The organism is Streptomyces sp. WAC07094 (genome assembly GCF_036320405.1).
GTDB lineage: Bacteria > Actinomycetota > Actinomycetes > Streptomycetales > Streptomycetaceae > Streptomyces > Streptomyces lannensis.
Genome location: NZ_JAVMJZ010000001.1, coordinates 8,299,961 through 8,315,764, shown reverse-complemented (window position 1 = coordinate 8,315,764; position 15,804 = coordinate 8,299,961). Strand labels below are relative to the sequence as shown.

Below are 15,804 nucleotides of genomic sequence, written 5' to 3'. Positions count from 1 at the left end.
TTCATGCGCTACGTCGAATCCCGCAAGAACCTCCTCGGGAGCGCCGGTGGGATCGTGGGCCTCGGGCTCACCTTCACCGGCGTCGCGGGCGCGTACTGGCCCGTCGTGGTCGCCGGCCTCTACGGCGCGGGCGCCCTGATCGCGCCGCCGGAGCGTCCGGCGCCACCCGACTTCCCCGACCCGTCGGCGCAACTGGACGAACTGCGCTCCGACTTCGAGAAGCTGCGTGTGTATCTCGCCGACGTCGAGCTACCGCCCGCCGCCTCGGGCAGGCTCACCGAACTGACGGAGCTGATTGGCGCGTTGCTCGACCCGGGCTGGGTCGCCGAGGTCCTCGCGCAGGACCCGGAGGGCGTCCACATGCTCTCCCGCGTCGTGCGGCAGGACGTACCGGAAGCTGTCGACACCTATGTGCGCATCCGTTGGTGGAACCGTCTCGCGCCCGGGCAGGAACCACCGGAACGCCATCTCGACCGGCAGCTCGGCCTGCTCCAGGACGAGGCGGGCCGGCTCGCCACAGCCCTGCGCGAAACCGAGGCACGACGCCAGGAGATCCACACCCGCTATCTGGAGGACCGCTCCAACTAGACGAGACCGCCGAGGGCTCCGCCCATCACTGCCGCGCCGGGCTGTGGTGTCTCGGAGCATCGATGCGGGCTTCGCCGGCACTCCAGCGGCGGAAATCGGTGTACCGCACCTCAGTCGGGGTCGGGGCGCAACATGAGTACGCATACTCAGTTGCATCCGCCCCGGCAGCGGCATGGTGGGGACATGCGGCAGCCGGCGTGGTGGTTGGATCTCTTGGTCGCGATCGCCCTCATTCCGGCGTCAGGGCTGTTCATCCTCTGGCACTGGGCTCACGTCCTGTTCTCGGGTGAGGATTTCGGAAACGTCGGTAGACGCACGGCGGTCGCCGCGCGCCGAGCGGCATGGATCAGCGCGAGTGCCGCGATGGTGGCGGGCGGCGGGTTGATGGCCCTGCGGCTCTGGGTCGCCGGGTCCGTTTACCTGCTCCTCCTCGGTGCGGCGACCGTCCTGTTCGCCGGGGTGGCGACACAGAAGCATTGATCTGTCGGCAAGGCCGCCGTCAGGGAACTCCGCGGGCCGTCTGTCGGACTCCTGGGATCGTGCTCGCCCGGAGGTCTCATACGCCCTCATACGCCGTCTTCAGCGGGCTCGTACGCCATGGACGCCGGCGAGGAGTCCGGGGCGACCGCGGTCGGCTACGACACCGTGAGGCGTTCCGGAGAGCCCGTCATGCCGGTCTGATCAGTATCCCGGCCTTGAAAGGCACAGGGGTAAGAACGCAGCAGATGCAGCTCACGCCATGGAGGGTGATCCTGGAGTGGTCGCGGAACCACTGCTTCGAGGAGGACCACGATGTCCGTGATGGACAAGCTCAAGCAGATGCTGCGGGGCCACGAGGCTCAATCGGACCAGACCATCGACAAGGCGGGGGACTACGTCGATGAGAGGACACAGAACAAGTACCAGAGCCAGGTCGACACGGCCCAGGACAAGATGAGGGACCAGTTCGGCGAACGAGGTCGGGACAACCCGCCACAGCGGTAGCTCAGGACGTCGTCAGTGAGCGCCCGTCGCAGCGGAGAAGTGCGGTCGTGGCTTGCGTCTTCGATGCCCTTGGGCTTCCGAGATCCTTGCTGTGGCAGCTGCCGCCGGCTTCGTGGCAGCCCGGGGTCGGCGCCGGGTCGGCATGACCCTGGATCATGCGCCGACGACCTCGATGCCGTCGCCGCTCCAGGCGGACCCAACGCGTCCCGGAGTGCGGTACCGCATTGCCTGTGGTACGTCGGGCGGATGTTCCCCGCCGGGTTTCACGTGACCGGGCTGTAGCGAGTAGGGCGTCCGCCCCGGCGGACGCCCTACTCGCGCCACGGGGTGCTTGCGCTGGGCGGCGTTGCTTGCTCGCGCAGGGGGCGCTGTAAGCACGTAGAGGACCGCCAAGCACGTAGAGGACGGCAGAATACGCCGGGCTGTCGGCTCGAATGCCCGTCACAGCTTCACCGGGGTACCGCTGTCCCTCTTGCCATGCTCGCGCACCGCGATCCGAGCGAGCTTCGTCAGCATCATGCCGTTGCGGATTGCCATGATGTAGTCCACGGGGACCCCGTGCATCCTGGTGCCCGGCCCCCGCAGGGGGTGCCAGTCAAGGATCAGGAGGGTGTTCTCGCCCCAGGGGATCAGGTTCATGGCGATGCGGGCCGCACCGAAGGGGCCTGCCTTGGCTTCCAGCTCCAGACGTTGTTCCGGTACGGAGACCCGGACGACACAGGTGTCCTCAAGAGCCAGGGGGCCGACACCTACCCGGAGTTGCAGATGTGCACCAACATCCGGCCAGTGCGGGTCGGCCGCGAGGACCTGCTGGTTTCCCGTTACCCATTCGCTGTACCGGTGACCGTCGGAGAGCAGGCTCCAGACCTCGGACGGCGAGCTCAGGATCAGACGGCGATTCCGGGCCACGCCGACCACGCTCCTTCAGGAAGAGGCCACCCATCGGTGCGGGGCCGAAGTGGACGGCCGCAGCGTCTGGTACGGATGGCCTGCACGGCTGTTTGAGGTGCTTTTCGACCCTAGCCGCGCGCCTCATGTCGAGCACCTTGAACACGGGCTGCCGTCCGATGCCCGAGGCGCCAACCGGCAGGCGGGCAGTGCCCAGTAGTAGACCCATGTGCCGATGCTTCGCGGAGCGCCCGCTCGAGCTCGTCCTCATCGAAGGAGAGGCCGGCCAGGAGACCCCGCCTCGGCCACCTCGGCGTGGGAGGTGAGCCTCCATCGCCGACCCGCGGGTGCGCTCAGTGCTCCCACACGTCCGGCCCACCACCGCGCCACTCGATCAGGTCACATGTCCTGACGGACTGCTCGTCCTGATCCATGATGCCCTGGTTCTGCAAGAAGAACGCCAGCTCCTGGAGCGAATACGCGGTGCCGAGGACGGCCCCGTCCGCACGCACCCGTCGACCGCCCGTCTCCGAGGGTGGATACACGATCACACGACGTTCAGCCACACATCCAGCCTCGCGCTCGCGCTCGATTCACGCACGCCGACGACGCCCCTCCGCTGCGCGACATGACCGACGGACTCCGGTCAGGGTCACGCCCGGGGGAAATCCCTGATGCGTCGGGTCCGCCACATCACGCGGGAATGGGTTGAAACCGCCCCGGTCAGGCTCCGCCACGGCATTGGATCATGGAGTCGCGCCTACGGTCGAGTACATCCGATCGGCGCCGCTGCAACAGGATCTGCCGTCGACCGGCACCTCTCCCCCAGCCGGACGTGGACCAACCGAACATCGCAATCGTCTCATTCCTACCGCGCGCAGCCTCTCATGTGGCTCCATGATCCCGGCAGTTGACACCATACCGGGGCGAACCAGTGGAGACCGACGATGCATTGACGGGACACCACTCGAAGGACAAAGATCGAGGGCGCGAGATTGACAACGTTGTCGCAAGAAAGGAACGCGATGAGAGCGTTGCAACGCGTGTTCACCGCCTTGTTGCTCGCCACCACCGTGGTCGCCGCCTCAGCCACCTCCGGCGTCGCGAACTCCAGGGCGCAGGGCCCGAGGTTCGCCGACGATCCCACCACGCTGGTCGACACGTCCATCGGCAACAACGGCGACGGAACCACCTTCCCGGGCGCCGCCGTGCCGTTCGGCATGGTGCAGCTGAGTCCCGACACACAGTTGAACCAGTACGCGTCGTACGACTACAAGCAGGACACCATCCTCGGCTTCAGTCACACGCACCTGTCCGGTGTCGGCTGCCAGACGATGGGCAACTTCCGGTTCATGCCGACCACGGGCGCGGTCACGTCGTCCGACCCGGCTCAGTACGGTGCGAAGTTCAGCCACGACAACGAGACTCGTGCGCCGGGCTATTACGGTGTGAAGCTCGACAACGGGATCCAGGCCGAGCTCACCGCGACACAGCGGACCGGCCAGCACCGCTACACCTACCCGGCCGGGTCGGGCGCCGAGAACGTGCTCATCGAGGTCGGGCAGAGCAACGGCAGCACCTACGCCGGTGACGTCCACGTCGTCGGCGACAACACCGTCGAGGGCTGGCTCCAGGGCGGCAACTTCTGCGGTGAGACCGGCAAGGAGCGCTACCGGATCTTCTTCAGTGCCACGTTCGACCGTACGTTCTCGAGTTTCGGCACATGGAGCGACGGCACGCTGACCCCGAACCAGCGTGACGCCTCACGTGGCACCAGGCGCGCCGGTGCCTGGGTGACGTTCGACCCGGCCAAGGGCGACCAGGTCGGTGCTTCGGTGGGTCTGTCCTACACCTCGATCGACGGCGCGCGCCTCAACCGCAAGGCGGAGCAGCCGAAGTCGTTCGACAGGGCCCGCACCGCGGCGCACACCACCTGGAAGGACGAGTTGAACCGCATGCGTGTGGCCGGCGGCAGCACCGCCGATCAACGCACGTACTACAGCGCGCTCTACCACTCGCTGCTGCACCCGTCGATCGGGTCCGACGTCGACAAGCGCTACCGCGGCTTCGACGACCAGGTGCACCGCGCGGACTCCACCTACTACCAGATGTTCTCGCTCTGGGACACCTACCGTTCGCAGAACCAGTTGGTGGCACTGCTGAACCCGGACAAGGCCGCCGACATGGCCAAGTCCGTGCTGCACATCTATCAGGACGGTGGCTGGCTACCGCGCTGGGCGCTGGGCAACAGCGAGACCAACGTGATGAGCGGCGACCCGATCACTCCGTGGATCGTCGACATCTACAACCGGGGGCTGCTCGACAAGGCCACCGCACGGCAGTTGTTCGACGCGCTCTGGAAGAACGTCAACGACGTCCCCGCGGACCAGTCCATATTCCGCGGCCGTGACGGCAACCCGACGTATGTCCAGAACGGCTGGGTCGCCTACCAGAACCTGCCCGGGTACAAGTACGGGGACAGCCGCCAGGCGGGTTCGGCGACACTCGAGTACGCACTCGCCGACTGCGCCCTGTCCACGATGGCCGACGGCCTCGGCTACCAGGACAAGGCCGCGACGCTCGCCTCGCGCTGCGACAACTTCTCCAAGCTCTGGGACCCCGCCGTCACTTCACAGGGCTTCTCCGGGTTCCCGGTCGCCAAGAACGCGGACGGCACCGTCGCGGGCAACCCCGACCCCACCCAGACCGCCCCGTTCCACGAGGGCACCGCGTGGCAGTACCAGTGGCTCGCCCAGCAGGACCCGCAGACCCTCTTCGGACTCATGGGCGGTCAGGCGCAGGCCGAGCAGCGACTCGACAAGTTCTTCGACATGCCGACCGTGCTCACCGATCCGGCGAAGGCCGCTTCGGACTCCTGGGTGACCGGCGCCTACGACTACCACAACAACTTCGCCTTCAACCCCAACAACGAGCCCGACTTCCACGCTCCGTGGATGTACACGTGGACCGGCGCGCCGTGGAAGACCTCGGCCGTGCTGCGCGCGATGCGAACGCTCTTCACCGACAGCGTGTACGGCATGCCCGGCAATGACGACCTCGGCGCCACCTCGTCGCTGCTCGTCTTCGCCATGGCCGGCATCTTCGAGGCCCAGCCCGGCGCAGCCAACTACGTGATCACCGCGCCCATGTTCGACAAGGTCCAGATCCGGCCGGAACACGGACGCACGATCACCATCGAGGCACCGGGCGCCGACGCATCCCAGCTCCAGTACGTGTCATCCGTAGACACGGGCAAGGGCAAGTTGCGCCAGAGCTGGCTCTCCCACAAGGACCTGCTGCGCTCCGGCACGATCAAGATCAAGCTCTCCGACAAGCCGACGAACTGGGGCGCCAATGCCGCCCCGCCCGCCATGGCCGGGAACTGAGCTTTCGGGTGCGGCCGCTCGCCACGAGGGGCCGCACCCGGGCTTCACCCCTCTGCTGATCCCTTCTTCGTGGGGCCCCGCGCTGCGAACCGGGGACACGCCATAGCTTTATTGCACATAACTTGCAACAACTAAAAGAATGCACAACGATGGGCCGTAGCGGGGTCGGCCCGTCGGCTTTCGGCAGTGCAGCGCCTTGACCGGCGCGCACGAAGCCGAAAGGTGATCGTCTTCTCAACCGGCTCCCGCCGGATCCGGCCGACCCCGCGCACATCACCCCCTGCGACCGGCCGAACATCCCGGCAGCGCCACGCTCGCCCGGCAGAACGGTCCTCCTCGGCCACAATGCCCCTTTGCGAACGTGACACCCGATGGTTCGAAAGCCATGCCGAGTCGACGACCGGTCGGAACGGCGCACCCCGCTCGAGGACGCCCCACTTCGCACATGCATCATGTTTATCGACTTGTTCGATTTCTCGGTCAGGCGCCCGGGACGGGTGGGCCGCGCACGGAGGATCAATGCACCACGAGAATCTGCCGGACGGAGCGAATCCGGCCCTCTCCCGGCTCCTGCTGTCCAGCTACGAACGGCAGACGGGCCGGCCGTTGTGCCCGCCCGCCTGGTCCTCGGACGAGGAGGCGGCCGAGTGGCTGTACCGGCAGGCACCGTTCGGGTTGCTCGTCCATGACACGGCCGACGATCCGGTGTTCGTCTACGCCAATCGCACCGCGCAGCAGCGCTTCGAATACACCTGGCAGGAGTTCATCGCGCTGCCCTCGCGCCTGTCCGCGGCACCTCACGACCAGCCCGGTCGCGACTCGTTCATCGCGTCAGTGGCCGCCAACGGCTACGCCTCGGGATATCGAGGTCTGCGCCGGACCAGGACGGGCGGACGCTTCTGGATAGAGGACGTCACCATGTGGAACGTGACGGACGCCGACGGTGTCCACCACGGCCAGGCCGCCGTCTTCCACTCCTGGTCGGACGCCTAGGGTCAATGCCGTTGCCTTTGCTGTGGGCGTAGTCTGCTTGGCAGTGGGTCTCGGGGGTGGTTCGGGTGGCTGCGAGTGTGTCTGACTTATCGGGTCTTGGCTTGTTGACCTGGGTGTATCCGCCAGGTTTGGTGGATCGGGTGGTGGCCGCGTGTGGGCGTTCTGAGCAGCGTCAGCGGCTGCTTCCCGCCCGGTTGGTGGTGTACTTCGTGCTGGGGCTGGCCCTGTTCTCGCCTGCTCCGTATCTGGAAGTGATGCGGCACCTCGTCGAGGGACTGCGGGGTGTGGGCCTGCTGGGTACCTGGCGTGTTCCGGCGAAGTCCTCGCTGTTCAGGGCTCGGGAGCGCCTGGGCTCTGAACCGTTGCGGGTGCTGTTCGCCGCGACCGCGAAGCCGATGGCCACTGAGGCGACTCCCGGTGCGTTCTGGCGGGACTTACGGCTGCTGGCCGTCGACGGAACCTGCTGGGACGTCGCGGACAGCGAGGCGAACGAAGCCGCTTTCGGACGTCCCGGCAGTGGCCGCGGGTCGGGCAGGAGTGCGTTCCCGCAGGTGCGGATGGCGGCGTTGGTGGAGGTGGGCAGTCATGCGGTGCTGGATGCGGAACTCGCCGGCTGCCGCACCGGGGAAGTCACCCTGGTCGCCCGCCTGCCCCGGTCGGTCGGCCCGGGTCAGCTCGTCCTGGCCGATCGTGAGTTCCTCGGAGTCCCGTTGTGGCAGGCGTTCACCGCGACCGGCGCCGACCTGCTGTGGCGAGTGCCCGCCAACCGCGTCCTGCCGGTGATCAGGCAGTTCCGTGACGGGTCGTGGCTCTCTCATATCCGGGCGAGCAGTGGCCCCGCCCGGGATCAGCCGGTCGTGGTGCGTGTCCTGGCCTACCGGGTCAAAGAACAGGCTGGCGCGGACGGGGGTGACGGATACCGCCTGGTCACCACTTTGCTGGACGCCCGACGGTATCCGGCCCGGCAACTGGCCGCGCTCTACCGCGAGCGCTGGGAGATCGAGTCCGTCTTCGCCGAGATCAAGACACACCAGCGCGGCGCACGCGTCGTCCTCAGCAGCAAGACACCCGAAGGTGTCCGTCAGCAGATCTGGGCACACCTCCTGGTCCACCACGCACTGCGCGAGCTCATGCTGAGAACGGCTGCCACCCGTGGCCTGGACCCTGATCGGGTTTCCTTCACCGAGACCCTGCGCTCTGCCCGGCGCAGCGTGACCGTCACGCCGGGCAGTTTTTCCCCCTGACCTCCTGGTCAGAGCACTGGTGATGCTCGAGCAGGACCTCCTGGAACGACTCCTGCCTGTCAGACGGCTCCGCAGCCAGCCCCGCGTCGTGAAACGCAAGATGTCCAACTACCACCTCAGACGAGCCGAGCATCGTGCCTGGCCGCAGCCGACCCGCACCGGCACGCAAGCCGTCCTCGTCATAAGACCCCAACCGGCGAACCCGTAAAAGCAACGGCATTGCGCCTAGGGTCCCTTGCGACCTCCGCTACCACGGCCGTCCCGGCCTGGTACCCCGGGGCGACCGCCACACGGTACGTCCCTCACGGCCCTACGTTTCGGACGTGCCGTACGGGACGTGACCGCCCGAATACCGACACGTCGGTTGTCAGCAGCACTGGACCGTCCTCCAGGTGGCACCCCGCCCCAGCCTTCCGCGTAGCGCCCATCGGACAGCGTGACAGCGCGCTCACCCAGGGTTGACGGCGGACCTCTGGTCGGCCGAGGAGGCCCCCTTGACGGGACCGACCGGCAGATGGAGGGCCGCGTCGGTCGGTGGCAGCGGCCAACGGCGACGTTTATTCACCGGCCCACCGATTGCGGTCATGCTCTAATCGCCGGATGACGAAGATCGAATCAGGGCTCATACGACGTTGGCTGGACGGCTGGACCGTCGCCCGCTCCCTGCCCGAGGCCGAGCAGGTCGAGCCCGCCGGGGACGGCCTGCGATCCAAGTGCGCCCAACCCGGCCGCGAGGTCGAGGTGTTCGCACTGCGTGCGGACGAGGACCCGGACTCCTTGGCACGACTGGCGGCAGCCGTCGCCGCCGCACGGGAGATCACCTGGCTCACGGTGCCTACGCTGCACCCAGGCACAGTCGAGGCCGTCGTCGACGCCGCCGGACTGGAGGTGCTCCACCGGTCGGAGTGGTTCATGACGACTGATCTGACCGAGCACCCGCGGCACGAGCCTGCCGCGCCGTACGAGCGCGAGGTGCGCACGGAGGGACCGGTCACGCTCGTCTCCCTCCACGCCCCCTCCGGAGAGGTGGCAGCGCGCGGATCCATCGCCGTGGTCGGCGATGATGCGATCGCCGATCGCATCGAGACGGACGCGGCGCACCGCCGGCGCGGCCTGGGTCGCGCCATGATGAGCGCTCTGGCGGAGGCCGCCGTGTCCCAAGGCGCCCGCACTGGTCTTCTCATTGCCAGCGAGGAAGGCCAGCGCCTGTACTCCTCCCTCGGCTGGCACCACAAAGCCGACGTCCTGATCGCCCGGGGGCCGGCGGTTCCCGCCATCGGGTAGGACGTGACTCGTTGTGCGAGGGCCCCGTCGAGCAGGAGCTGGCCACCAGTGGTTTCGTGGAGGTTCGCGGCGAACCGCTTCGACTGAGCCATGTCATCCACCCGGCACCGACCAGCCGGAAGGCCGCGTGGATGGCCGACGTACAGGCAAGCTGCACCCGAGGCGCCCTAGACTGCATGTGTGCGCATACGTCCGATCGTCGGCCCTGTACCCGACACCGGTGTACGTCCCGCCGGTGGGATGGAAGAGATCGCCGAGCAACTCGCCGCCGGCGGGGTGGCCGTCCTGACCGGAGCCGGGATTTCCACCGAATCCGGCATCCCCGACTACCGGGGCGCGACCGGGCGGCACCGACGGCACTCCCCCATGACCTACCAGGACTTCGTGTCGAACGAGGCGAACCGCCGCCGCTACTGGGCCCGCGGCTATCTCGGGCGCCGCGCCATCGCGGGCGCCCGGCCCAACGCCGGACACCACGCCGTGCAGGCATTGTGCGCCTCCGGGTACGTCGACGCCGTGATCACACAAAATGTCGACGGGCTGCACCAGGCCGCCGGGACGACGGACGCCGTGCCACTGCACGGCAGCCTGGACCGTGTCATCTGCCTCGACTGCGCAACGATCGGTCCCCGCGACGAACTGGATGCCCGACTACTCGCCGCGAACATGGAATTCCCCGCCGCGCACGATGCCGCCGGACTGCCCGTCAACCCTGACGGCGACATCGAACTGCCGGACGACCTCGTCGACACCTTCCGCATCGTCCCGTGCCGGCACTGCGGCGGTGTACTCAAGCCGTATGTCGTGTTCTTCGGCGAGAACGTACCCAAGCCTCGCATCCAGCACTGCTTCGACCTGATCGACGCGGCCGATTCGCTACTCGTCCTCGGCTCGTCGCTGGCCGTCCTGTCGGGACTGCGGTTCGTGCGTCGCGCCGCGAAGGACGGCAAGCCCGTCTCCATCATCAACCTCGGCCCGACACGCGGCGACGACCTCGCGTACGCGCACGCAGCGCTCCCACTCGGCAAGGCCCTCACCGAACTGACCGAGCGCCTCGACATTCCCTGAACCGATCCCACGGCTCCTGCAGCGCACCCGTCGATCGGACCTCCGTGTTCACGAAACCGCGCGGTGCCCGAACATGGCAGTTCGCCGGAAAAGCGGCTTTTGCTCGCCGACGTCGGCTTCCCCTCGGGCGCGGCCTTCTGCCATCCAACTTTGGCATCCACAACGACACGTCCCTGGTACGAGCCCCTTCGCCGTGAGCGTCACAAGCTCGGGCTTCAAAGGGCCGACCGAACAAACCTCTCCCCCAGGCACACCGGGTCCGGGGCCAAGAGCCGGGCAGGGCAAGGAACGTGCCGGGCACGAATGAGGAAGTACTCGCCTTCGCCCGCCGGACCAGGACGGACCGGAACACGGCTCGCGCTGGAAAGTGCCGTCCCGGCGGATGCCGACGGACGTCGAAGCCGACGTGACGCCGAGACGTGCAGGTCGCGCCTGTACCTTGGTCGCGTTGCACGGCGACGCCTGGAAGGGCGAGCGGCCACGTCGGGAACAGCCGGGCCCGCCGGCACGGTTGCACCGGCCGAGGGACCAGCGCCATGCAGGCGGGGAACCGGGGGACCACACGGTCGTCCACCCCGCCAGGATCCGGGCCCCAACAGGCGCGGCACATACGCCGCGCAGGCGGACCACGACGTATTTCTGCAGGAGGACTGTTTCATGCCCGACCGCCCCTTGACGCTCATGGCAGTGCACGCTCACCCCGACGACGAGGCCACCGGAACCGGAGGCATCCTCGCCCGGTACGCGGCGGAAGGCATTCGCACGGTTCTCGTGACGTGTACCGACGGCGGCTGCGGTGACGGACCCGGTGGCATCAAGCCCGGCGATCCCGGGCACGATTCGGCAGCGGTCGCCTTGATGCGCCGCCGCGAGCTTCAGGCGAGCTGCGACATCCTGAAGATCAGCCATCTGGAGATGCTGGGCTATGCCGACTCCGGGATGATGGGCTGGCCGAGCAACAACGCTCCCGGAGCGTTCTGGCAGACCCCCGTGGACGAGGGCGCGGCCCGGCTCGCGGAACTCATGCGGCAGTACCGACCCGATGTGGTCGTCACCTATGACGAGAACGGCTTCTACGGCCACCCCGACCACATCCAGGCCCACCGCATCACGATGGCTGCGCTGGAGATGACCGCGCCGACACCAAAGGTGTACTGGACCACGATGCCGCACTCGATGATGCAACGGTTCGGCCAGATCATGCGCGAATTCCATGAAGAAATGCCGGAACCGGATCCGGCCGAGGCCGCCGCGATGGCCGAGATCGGCCTGCCCGACGACGAGATCACCACCTGGGTGGACACCACCGCGTTCAGCGGTCAGAAGTTCGACGCGTTGGCCGCCCACGCCAGCCAGGGCGACAACATCTTCTTCCTCGACATGGGCAAGGACAGGTTCGGCGAGTTGATGGGCACGGAGACCTTCCTACGTGTCCACGACACCACCGGCGCCGCCATACCCGAGAACGACCTCTTCGCCGGACTGCGCTGACCCGTCCCGGCCGGGCGGGAAAGCGCAACGCCCCCTTGCGGCGCGACGGAACGGGTCCACACGCCCGCAGCGTGTTGCATGTCCACGCGTGTTCCGCTCCCGCGGTCGCCTCCAGGCCCGTGGCCGATGACGGGGAAGTCGTCGTCCGGCCGGGCCTCGGAAGGCTTGCGCCTTTAGTGGGCCGCGGCCCGTCAGTGCTCGTGACCCGGTTCGTGGTCGTGCGGTTCGTACCCGGGGATCGTTCCGTCGGTCTTCTTCACCAGGAACAGCCCCACCATCCCCATGTCCGAGTGGCTCTGCACATGGCAGTGGTACATCCATGCGCCCGCGCCCACGCCCTCCCCCGCGATGACCTGGAACCCGAAGGAGTCCGCCGGTCCGACGATCTTGTTGTCGATGATCCGGCTCGGGTCGTCGGGCCCGGTGAGCAGGCCCGTGCGGTTGTCCGCCCAGCGGTGACCGTGCATGTGGAAGGTGTGGTAGTACTCGCCGTGCGTGATCATCACGAACTCGATCCGGTCGCCCACGGTGGCCTCGAAGTCGGGTCCCGAGTGCGGTGCGCGGTTGTTGATGGTCATGTCGTTGAAGACGATCGTGTACGTCCGGTCCGGCAGGACGTCTCCCTTGCGGCGGACGATCACCGGACCGTACAGGCCCTTTCGGATCCCGCCGGTGCCGTGTTCGGTGCCGACGACATGGTCGTGGTAGTGCCAGTAGCCCGCGCTGCCCGCCCGCCAGGTGCCGTCCTTGCGGCGACCCGGGGCGTGGGTGCGCCAGGTGTAGGTGCGAGTGCCACCCGGTTCGACGTCGCTCTTGTTCAGTTTTGTGCCGTCGCTTGAGATCTCGTAGTCCAGGCCGTGCACATGCAGGCTGGCCGGGACGTCCATCGTGTTCTCGAACTCGATGTGCAGCGTGTCGCCCTCGTTGATCTCGATCAGCGGGCCGGGGACCGTCGCCTTGCCCTTCTCGAAGCCGTAACCCATCTGCCCGTCGGCGAGCTGCTCGGCGTACATCTTGATGTGTTTCACCTCGCCCCCGGCGGCGGCCGTCGTCGCCGGGCCCTCCGCCACGGCGGACTCCGGCCCCAGGGACAACGATGTCGCGACGGCCGCACCACCCAGCAGCACCCGCCGGTTGAAGCTGCGTCTGTCCATGGCGAACTCCCCACACTGATACGGGATTTGCAAAGACGTAGCTGTGATGAACCTGTGCGACGGTACCGGCCGAAGCCCCGTTTATCCACACTCAGGACAAAGTTCGTTGCATCGCGGTCATACCTATTGGCGAACCGAGCAAAGAGGTCTAGCTTCCTTGGCGCTGCTGCTGCGACCGAGGAGGGTTGGGTGACCACATGCGGTTGACCTCGCATCAAGAACCCACGCACTTACGCGGGTTGAGCACAAAGGGCACAACAAGACGACTCTGGGCGGCGGCCCTGACCGCCGGCGTCCTCTCGGCCGGTCTGCTGTCGGGTCCCACCGCCAGCGCGCGTCCGGCCCCGGAACCGTCCCAGACAACGATGTCGATCAAGTCGCCGCCGGGCGGCGCGAACGTTCGGGTGCTGATCTTCCACGGTTCCGCCGCGTCCGGGGACGAGTCCCCGGTGGTGAACGCCGGGATCGAGACCATCGAAAAGATCGGACTGACCGGCCCGGCGAACCAGCGCTTCAAGGTCGAGGCGACGGACGACGCCTCGGTCTTCACCAACGAGAAGAAGCTGGGCCGCTTCAACGCCGTCGTGTTCCTGACCGGCGGTGGCGACGTCCTCGACCCGGACCAGGAGGCGGGCCTGGAGGCCTACATGGAGGCGGGCGGCGGATTCGTCGGCATCCATGACGCGGCCCGCGCGGAGCCGTACTCGGAGTGGTTCACCGGCCTCGTGGGAGCCCGGCCGGCCGCGAACAGCCCGGCGAACCTCCAGCGTGCCACCGTCGAGGTGGGCGACCGGCTGCACCCGGCCACCAAGGACCTGCCGGTGCAGTGGAAGCGGCCCGACCAGTGGCTGAACTGGGCGAAGAACCCCTCCGGCGAGGTGCACACCGTGGCTCGGGTGCGCGAGTCGACATACCAGCCGGGCGCGAACGGCAACGGCTCGGACCACCCGGTCAGCTGGTGCCGTGACTACGACGGCGGACGCTCCTTCTACACCGGCATGGGCGGCACCGTCTCCTCGTACGACGAGACGGACTTCCGCGCCCATCTGCGCGGCGCCCTGCTGTGGACGACACGGCTGGTGCAGGCCGACTGCAAGGCGACGATCACCGGCAACTACAAGGCGGAGCGCCTCACCCAGCCCAACCAGCCGGGTCGGAGCGACCAGATCGGCGAACCGCACGGCCTGGTGGCCGCACCCGACGGCCGCGTGCTGTACATCGGCCGGGGCGGTGCCGACGGCTCCCAGCCCGTGATCACCGACTGGAACAACCCGGACGTCGGCAAGGGCAAGGGCCAGATCCACGTCTACGATCCGAAGACCGGGAAAGTGACCCTCGCGGGCGAGTTGGCGGTCTTCGGCAACAAGGGCGGCGGCGACGAGCTGACCAAGGTCGAGGAGGGGCTGCTCGGCATCGAGCTTGACCCGAAGTTCGAGCAGAACGGCTGGGTGTACCTGCACTACACCCCCCACTCGCAGATCAACCGCGACACACACATGGCCGAACGGCGCGTCTCCCGCTTCACACTGGACCTCGCCACCGACAAGCTCGACCTCGGCAGCGAGAAGGTCCTGCTCAAGTGGCCTGTACAGATCCACAGTTGCTGTCACGCGGGCGGCGGGATGACCTGGGACTCCAAGGGCAACCTGTACATCGCCACCGGAGACAACAACTCCAGTGGATTCAGCGGTGGTTACTCGGGCAACAACCCTGAGCCCAACTACAAGGGCGTCTCCTTCGCGGACGCACGCCGCACCGCGGGCAACACCCACAACCTCAACGGCAAGATCCTGCGCATCCACCCCGAGCCCGACGGCACGTACACCCTTCCCGATGGCAACCTCTTCACCGGCAAGGAGACCGCCGAGGGAGGCGGCAAGACCCGCGGCGAGATCTATGTGATGGGTGTACGGAACCCCGCACGTATCTTCGTCGACAAGTCGACCGACATCCTCTACGCGGGCTGGGTCGGTCCGGACGCGGGCCAGCCGTCGCCGATCTGGGGGCCCGCCAAGTACGACACCTTCGCGGTGATCACCAACGCGAGCAACCGGGGCTGGCCGTACTGCATGGGCAACAAGCAGCCCTACCGGGACCGCAACCTGCCCGACCCCTCGCAGCCACTGGGCTGGTACGACTGCGACCATCCGAAGAACGAGTCGCCGAACAACGACGGCCTGGTCAACCTGCCGCCGGTCACCGGCAACAACGTCTGGTACTCGCCGCAGGGCGGCGGCCCGGACTACCCCCGCGACGCGAACGGCATCCCGTCCTACAAGCAGGAGGAGGCCACCTACCGGCTGCCCTGGCTCAAGGGCGGCGGTCAGGCGGCGATGAACGGGCCGGTGTACCGATACGACGCGGCGAACGCCAACGCGACGAAGTGGCCTGCCTACTGGGACGGCAAGTGGTTCATCGGCGACTTCTACGACGCCGATCAGCCACGCAACGCTGTGCTCATGGACCCCGCCACCCAAGGGGACGGCGGTCTGCCGGTCCACTCCGAGTCGCTGAAGAAGATCGTGCCGATCGGAAACGACGGCATCAAGAACCTCATGGACTGGAAGTTCGGTCCCGACGGTTCGCTGTACGTCCTCGACTACGGCCGCGGATTCTTCACCAGCGACTCCAAGTCGGCGCTGTGGCGGGTCACCTACACGGGCGGTGGGCCGACGCCGGCCGCCGACCAACTGGCGAGGAGGACCGAGTGATACGGCACAGGAG

The 15,804-nt window shown here is 67.5% G+C and carries 13 protein-coding genes; 10 read left to right on the top strand and 3 right to left on the bottom strand.

What is annotated here, in order from left to right; genetic code table 11:
- Positions 1–3: 3 nt before the first annotated feature.
- The 3 genes from RCR19_RS37320 (at position 4) to RCR19_RS37310 (ending at position 1,572) form a co-directional block, all read left to right on the top strand.
- Positions 4–588: a hypothetical protein gene (locus RCR19_RS37320; RefSeq protein ID WP_331269664.1), complete on the top strand. Its 585-nt coding sequence runs from the start codon at positions 4–6 to the stop codon at positions 586–588.
- 183 nt (positions 589–771) lie between these two features.
- Positions 772–1,068, top strand: a complete 297-nt coding sequence (locus tag RCR19_RS37315; RefSeq protein ID WP_331269165.1) for a hypothetical protein — start codon at positions 772–774, stop codon at positions 1,066–1,068.
- A gap of 312 nt (positions 1,069–1,380) precedes the next feature.
- A complete protein-coding gene (locus RCR19_RS37310) occupies positions 1,381–1,572 on the top strand; it encodes an antitoxin (protein WP_331269164.1) in 192 nt (63 codons plus the stop codon).
- A 441-nt stretch (positions 1,573–2,013) separates the two neighbouring features.
- Here RCR19_RS37310 and RCR19_RS37305 read toward each other — a convergent pair whose 3' ends face one another.
- Both RCR19_RS37305 and RCR19_RS37300 read right to left on the bottom strand, forming a co-directional pair.
- On the bottom strand, positions 2,014–2,481 hold the full coding sequence (locus RCR19_RS37305) for an SRPBCC family protein (RefSeq protein ID WP_331269163.1): 468 nt from the start codon (positions 2,479–2,481) through the stop codon (positions 2,014–2,016).
- A gap of 332 nt (positions 2,482–2,813) precedes the next feature.
- Positions 2,814–3,026 (bottom strand): hypothetical protein, encoded by a 213-nt coding sequence (locus tag RCR19_RS37300; protein ID WP_331269162.1) that lies wholly within the window; start codon positions 3,024–3,026, stop codon positions 2,814–2,816.
- A 459-nt stretch (positions 3,027–3,485) separates the two neighbouring features.
- Here RCR19_RS37300 and RCR19_RS37295 point away from each other — a divergent pair, with 459 nt between their 5' ends.
- The 6 genes from RCR19_RS37295 (at position 3,486) to RCR19_RS37270 (ending at position 11,926) form a co-directional block, all read left to right on the top strand.
- Positions 3,486–5,846, top strand: coding sequence for a GH92 family glycosyl hydrolase (locus tag RCR19_RS37295; RefSeq protein ID WP_331269161.1), 2,361 nt, complete (start codon positions 3,486–3,488; stop codon positions 5,844–5,846).
- 519 nt (positions 5,847–6,365) lie between these two features.
- Positions 6,366–6,839 (top strand): MEKHLA domain-containing protein, encoded by a 474-nt coding sequence (locus RCR19_RS37290; RefSeq protein WP_331269160.1) that lies wholly within the window; start codon positions 6,366–6,368, stop codon positions 6,837–6,839.
- A gap of 56 nt (positions 6,840–6,895) precedes the next feature.
- Positions 6,896–8,083 (top strand): IS4 family transposase, encoded by a 1,188-nt coding sequence (locus tag RCR19_RS37285; protein ID WP_331268581.1) that lies wholly within the window; start codon positions 6,896–6,898, stop codon positions 8,081–8,083.
- A 600-nt stretch (positions 8,084–8,683) separates the two neighbouring features.
- Complete coding sequence (locus RCR19_RS37280) at positions 8,684–9,367, top strand: GNAT family N-acetyltransferase (protein WP_331269159.1); 684 nt, start codon at positions 8,684–8,686, stop codon at positions 9,365–9,367.
- Positions 9,368–9,607: 240 nt separating this feature from the next.
- Entirely contained in the window at positions 9,608–10,435 is an 828-nt protein-coding gene (locus tag RCR19_RS37275) for an NAD-dependent protein deacetylase (RefSeq protein WP_331269663.1), read from the top strand.
- Between the two features lie 657 nt (positions 10,436–11,092).
- Complete coding sequence (locus RCR19_RS37270; protein ID WP_331269158.1) at positions 11,093–11,926, top strand: PIG-L family deacetylase; 834 nt, start codon at positions 11,093–11,095, stop codon at positions 11,924–11,926.
- A gap of 191 nt (positions 11,927–12,117) precedes the next feature.
- Here RCR19_RS37270 and RCR19_RS37265 read toward each other — a convergent pair whose 3' ends face one another.
- On the bottom strand, positions 12,118–13,080 hold the full coding sequence (locus tag RCR19_RS37265) for a multicopper oxidase domain-containing protein (RefSeq protein ID WP_331269157.1): 963 nt from the start codon (positions 13,078–13,080) through the stop codon (positions 12,118–12,120).
- Positions 13,081–13,277: 197 nt separating this feature from the next.
- Here RCR19_RS37265 and RCR19_RS37260 point away from each other — a divergent pair, with 197 nt between their 5' ends.
- Positions 13,278–15,791 (top strand): ThuA domain-containing protein, encoded by a 2,514-nt coding sequence (locus tag RCR19_RS37260; RefSeq protein ID WP_331269156.1) that lies wholly within the window; start codon positions 13,278–13,280, stop codon positions 15,789–15,791.
- Positions 15,792–15,804 lie beyond the last annotated feature (13 nt).